This is a genomic window from Salinibacter sp. (assembly GCF_042218895.1).
In the GTDB taxonomy this organism is placed as follows: domain Bacteria; phylum Bacteroidota; class Rhodothermia; order Rhodothermales; family Salinibacteraceae; genus Salinibacter.
This window is the reverse complement of sequence record NZ_JBDGQQ010000103.1, coordinates 1-5,256: the sequence shown is the minus strand read 5'-3', so window position 1 is coordinate 5,256 and position 5,256 is coordinate 1. Positions and strand designations below refer to the sequence as shown.

Sequence of the window (5,256 nt, the reverse complement as noted above, 5' to 3'; positions counted from 1 at the left end):
ACAACCACATCGATGGCGCCGGCGGCATCACGAACGCTGTGCAACGGGCCCGCGAGACACACGGCGACGCGTACCCGATCGAGGTGGAGGTCACGACGCTCGACGAACTGGATGAAGCACTGGCCCTTTCGCCCGACTACATCCTACTCGACAACATGGACCTCGATGCGCTGCGCCGGGCCGTAGAGCGGACCGACGGGCGCGTGCCGCTCGAGGCCTCGGGCGGGGTGACGCTCGACACGGTCCAGGCCGTCGCCGAGACGGGCGTCGACGCCATTTCGGTGGGTGCCCTCACCCATTCGGCCGAGGCGTTCGACGTGAGCATTCGCGCCGCCTAACGAAAGCTCGGCTTTTCAGAACGACGTTGTATCCCGACTCCTTCATCGACGAACGCTTCGATCTGTCATGAGAAACGACGCCGCGACTCTTACCGACCCCGATCCGCTTTGCGACGTGCTCGAGGAGCGCCTCGAAGACGTGCCCAGCGACCGTGAGCTCCGGCACAAGGCCGAACTTGCCGCCGAAATTAACGAGCTCAAGCAGGAGCAAAACGCGGTCATCCTGGGCCACAACTACATGGAGCCGGCCCTCTTCCACACGATCCCCGACTTCACCGGCTCCTCGCTGGAGCTGAGCCGCCGCGCCGCGGAGGCGGAGGCCGACACGATTGTGTTCTGTGGCGTCCGCTTCATGGCGGAGACGGCCAAGATCGTAAACCCCAACAAGACCGTGCTCCTGCCCGCGGAGGAGGCGGGCTGCTCCCTCGCCGAGAGCATCACGGCGGAGGACGTGCGGCGCCTGCGCGAGCGCTATCCCGGCCTGCCGGTCGTCACGTACGTGAACACGTACGCCGACGTGAAGGCCGAGAGCGACGTGTGTTGCACCTCCAGCAACGCGGCACAAGTCGTGGAGTCGCTCGACTCGGACACGGTCATCTTCATCCCGGACGAGTTCCTGGCGCAGAACGTGGCGCAGGAGACGGGCACAGACGTGCTTTTCCCCCAGAAGCGCGAGCGGAAGGACGTGGGCGGCGACGGCGCGCCGGCGAGCGGCGACGGGGCTCCGGCCGAGGCGGCCGACGCGGACCTGATCGGGTGGGAGGGGCGCTGCGTGGTCCACGAGATGTTTCAGGTGGAGGACGTGCAGCAGGCCCGTGAGGAGCACCCCGACACGGTGGTGCTGGCCCATCCCGAGTGCAGCCCGGAGGTCGTGGCGGAGGCCGACCACTCCGGCAGCACCTCGTCGATGATCGAGTACGTGGAGGAGACCGACGCGGAGAGCTACCTCCTGCTCACGGAGTGCTCGATGGGGGACAACATCATGGGCGAGAACCCCGACAAGAACCTGCTGCGGATGTGCTGGCAGCGGTGCCCCCACATGAACCAGATTACCCTGCAGGACACGCACCGCAACCTGGCGAACAATCAGTACCAGATCGAGATCGAGGAGGAGGTCCGCGTCCGGGCGCTGGAGGCCGTGGAGCGGATGTTGGAGATTGGGTAGCTTTTGGTGTGCTGGTGTATGGGTGGGGGCGGACCGAGAGGGGTCGTTGGGCGCCGGGTCGGTTCCGCTAATCGGGAGTCACCGCTACTGTTAGTGTGTCGGTATGGCGGGCCGCAACGATGCCGTAGCCGCCCTCCACGTTGCTATGCACGTCCACCGGTTCGGCGAAGGGGTTGTCCCGAGTACGTTTGTAGAGGCGCTTCGTGTGGGAGAAGCGATAGGCGTTCTCGCTCAGGGCCGAGACAAAAAGCACGTACTCAACCCGGATTGTGTCACCATATAGTTCATCTTGGACACGGAGCGCGATTACCTGCTCCGTACCGTCGAACAACGCATCTGTAAAGACGGCGGTGTTGCCCGTGTAGGCATTCGTCTCGGCAAGGTCCCCATCCATCTCGTTGAGGACCGAGGGATTGCGGGTTTGGAACTGTGTCTCGTACGTAAAGGAGGAGATTCCGGTGCTGTCCCGGATGAACTGCCGCTTCTTGAGGGCAACGTGATAGTAGTTGTTGGTCGTCGACGGGTCATCAATTGTGAGTCGAAGAACGCGATTGTAATCCTGAACTCCCTGTTCCGCTGGCTCGGACGCCAGACGCAGTGGTGGCATCCGCGGCACGCGATCAGTGGCTCTGACGGAGGGAAGGGTGGGGGCCTGAACATGGACAGTGTACCGCTCTCCAGGCTTCGGTGTGAACTGCCTCGTTGAATATTGGTCGAGTGAGTCGAGCGGGAGTTGCCCGAGTGTCGTTCCGTTGTGGAGAACCGTCACTGTGGCGTCGGTCACAGTCCTGGTCGAGTCCTGCGGGTTGCCCGCCTCGAAGGCCCCTACCGATCGGCTCACGTCGACCCGCCAGGGTCTGCCCGCTTTCACTTCGCTGTTGACAACGAGCACGGATTCGTGCTTCGGGTCCTTCACGTCGACGGTCCGCTGAAGGTCGCACCCCCACAACGTAGCCACCAGTCCACCCAGTAGGACGAGGAGAACATCTGGGCAGGTCCGACAAATGCGTCGTAGCATGGCTCGCAAGCGCCAGTTTAGAATTTGAACCGGTAGCTGAGATAGGGGAGGACCGGAACGAGCGTGACAGAGCGCACCTCCAGACCGTTCCCCGTATCCCTGTCGGTCCGGAGGAAATAGGGATTCGTTCGGTTGTAGGCATTGTAGACGCCGACCTTCAAGGCGTGGAAGCCGTCAGGGTCGCCCCACTTGAAGCTGAGTCCCAGATCGAGCCGATGGTAGGCCCGCATCCGATACCCGTTGCGAGAGCCGTACGACTGTACAGTAGTGAAGTACATTGGGGGGACAGATCTATTTGGATAGTCCGGCACCGGAAGGGGTGCCCCAAGGTCCAAGGTCCGGTATCGGGCGTCCGGTAGAGTCACTGCTTTTCCCGTACGGTAGGTCCAAGTGGCGGTGACTGACGTGACGCCAGTGAGCTGGCGCGTAGCCGTGACGGTGAGGTCGTGGCGGCGGTCGTAGCGGAAGGGAAACGGCTCCCCGTCGTTCAGGGCCTCGAACTGGCGCCGCGTCCAGGAGAGCGTGTAGCTGAGCCATCCGGTCGTTTGGCCGCGGGTGCGGCGCAACAGCACTTCGGCCCCGTACGACCATCCTCGGCCGGTCTCTATCTGATCCTCCCAGTTGGTGTCGGTGGCGAGGGTGAAGGCCGCGCCCTGCTCGTACTCCAGCAATCCCTGCATGATTTTTCCGTAGCCGATCAGGCGAACCTCGTAGGTCCGGTTTCGGAACGAGCGGGCCGTGCCGAGGGTCACCTGGTGGGCGCGCTCCGGGGGCACTTCGGCGGTGGAGGAGACCCACAGGTCTGTGGGTAGCCCCACTGAGGTGTTCGTAAGCCGGTGGATGGGCTGGGACATGTGCGAGTACGAGCCTTTCAGTGCCCAGCCGCTGGGGAGCAGGTAGCGGGCCGAGATGCGGGGCTGCAGCGACAGGTGGCTCGTGCCCTCTACGAGAAATCCGGTGGCACGGAGGCCCACATTCGTCTTGAGGCGGTCGGTCCACGTGATCTTGTCCTCTACATAGACGCTCGCGTTCAGGGCGCGCACCGGATCGGATGGGGCAAGGGTGGTGTCGACGGCTGCTCCCGAGCCTTGACTGTAGCGATACTGGGTGGCCCCGGGCCAGAATCGATGATGCGTGAGGTCGATTCCGGTCCGCAGAGAATGGTGCGGGGAGGGGGTGTAATCGAGGTTGACCTTGAGGCCGACATCGCGGATGCCGGACCGATAGCGGAGACGGTAGCGCTCGCCCTGCGTCCTGCTCTTCGCGTTGACCGCAAACTGATACCGGCTGTAGCGCATCGTCGCGCTTCCAAACAGCTGGCCGCCGAAGACGTGGCTCCAGTGAAGCGTAGACGTAACATTCCCCCATCCAAACTTGCTTGAGGACGACCCGAAGTCCCGATACCGATCATTCCCAGTGTAGAAGCTGAGGGAGAGGCGATCCGACGGGGATACACGATGGTTGAGCCTGGCGTTCACGTCGTAAAAATGATAGCTGACGTCAAGGTTGTCGACGAGTGGACGGATGGCGAGATCGGCGTACGTGCGGCGGCCGGCTAGCAGAAACGATGTCGTTCCCTTCTGAATAGGACCCTGGATTGTGAGGCGAGACGCCACGAGTCCCAGACTCCCTTCGACCTCGTACGATTTTCGATTCCCATTTTCCGTGTTCACCTCCACGACCGACGAAAGGTGTCCCCCGTACCGAGCGGGAAAGCCGCCCTTCGTGATACGCACGTTCTGTACGATGTCGGGGTTGAAGACCGAGAGGAATCCGAATAGATGTGACGCGTTGTAGAGGGGCGCCCCGTCGAGCAGGATCTGGTTCTGGTCCGGTGTGCCGCCGCGCACGTAGAGGCCGCTGGTGCCCTCGTTGCCCGATTGCACGCCCGGCAGCAACTGTAGCGTCTTCAGCACGTCCGTCTGCCCGAGGAGCGTCGGCGTCTGCTTGGCCCGGTCCCCCGTAATTTCGATGGTGCTGGTGCGGGTGGTCTGCTGGAGGGGCGTCTGCTCGGCGGTGACCTCCAGGCTCCCCGCCTGCACCGCGGCGCGCGAAAGCTCGATGGTGCGGCGGCGGTCGGACTGGAGGGCGATCGGGAGGACGGTCCGCTCGTAGCCGAGGTACGAGACCACGAGCTGCACCGAGTCCGCGGGCAGGGTGAGGCTGTAAAATCCCTGCTGGTTGGTGGACGTCCCTCGGCGCAGTGCCGGCACGTACAGGTTGGCGCCGACGAGCGCCTCTCCGCTTTCGGCGTCCACCACGAAGCCGCTGAGGGTGTGCAGGGCGTCGTCGGGCCGCGGGACGAGTATAAACCGGCCAGGGCCGCGCCGCTCGGCCACCACGCCGGTGCCGAGGAGGAGACACGTCAGGGCTTCTCGGGCCGAGGTCTTCTCAATGTGGCACCGGGCGGTTTTTCCGGAGACGAGGTTCGTTGCGTAGATCAGATCGATCCCGGTCTCGGCCGTGAAGCGGTTGAGCGCTTCGGGGAGCGGGAGGTTCTCGACGTGGAAGGTGTACGCGGCCGAGGAATCCCTCGTAGCTGGGGAGGACTGGGCGGAGGCAGCGGCGCAGGGGAGAAGTCCGACAATCAGGCAGAGCATTGCGCCAACCATTGCCGTGTCGGACGAGCGCATGTCGAGGGGGAGGGCCATCGGGGAACTGAAAGGTCAACGAAGATGGAGCTAGCGACGAGGGCGCTCCACTCATCGATGCTGGAGGAAAATAGGACACGCTGG

The 5,256-nt window shown here is 63.7% G+C and carries 4 protein-coding genes; 2 read left to right on the top strand and 2 right to left on the bottom strand.

The window, feature by feature from the left end:
- Both ABEL04_RS09485 and nadA read left to right on the top strand, forming a co-directional pair.
- Window positions 1-338, top strand: a 338-nt coding sequence (locus ABEL04_RS09485; protein ID WP_375802151.1) for a nicotinate-nucleotide diphosphorylase, incomplete at its 5' end; no start/stop codon positions are given.
- 67 nt (window positions 339-405) lie between these two features.
- Window positions 406-1,503, top strand: coding sequence for a quinolinate synthase NadA (gene nadA / locus ABEL04_RS09480; protein WP_375802150.1), 1,098 nt, complete (start codon window positions 406-408; stop codon window positions 1,501-1,503).
- 67 nt (window positions 1,504-1,570) lie between these two features.
- Here the strand turns inward: nadA and ABEL04_RS09475 are convergent, their stop codons facing one another.
- Together ABEL04_RS09475 and ABEL04_RS09470 are read right to left on the bottom strand one after the other, a co-directional pair.
- The gene (locus ABEL04_RS09475; RefSeq protein WP_375802149.1) at window positions 1,571-2,521 is read right to left on the bottom strand and encodes a DUF4249 domain-containing protein; all 951 of its coding nucleotides are present in this window, start codon (window positions 2,519-2,521) and stop codon (window positions 1,571-1,573) included.
- Window positions 2,522-2,538: 17 nt separating this feature from the next.
- A complete protein-coding gene (locus ABEL04_RS09470; protein ID WP_375802148.1) occupies window positions 2,539-5,172 on the bottom strand; it encodes a TonB-dependent receptor domain-containing protein in 2,634 nt (877 codons plus the stop codon).
- Window positions 5,173-5,256 lie beyond the last annotated feature (84 nt).

What these genes read in the sequence shown, in the direction of transcription:
- nadA (WP_375802150.1), top strand. Translation starts at nt 406, where the DNA reads ATGAGAAACGACGCCGCGACTCTTACCGACCCCGATCCGCTTTGCGAC.
- ABEL04_RS09475 (WP_375802149.1), bottom strand. Translation starts at nt 2,521, where the DNA reads ATGCTACGACGCATTTGTCGGACCTGCCCAGATGTTCTCCTCGTCCTA.
- ABEL04_RS09470 (WP_375802148.1), bottom strand. Translation starts at nt 5,172, where the DNA reads ATGGCCCTCCCCCTCGACATGCGCTCGTCCGACACGGCAATGGTTGGC.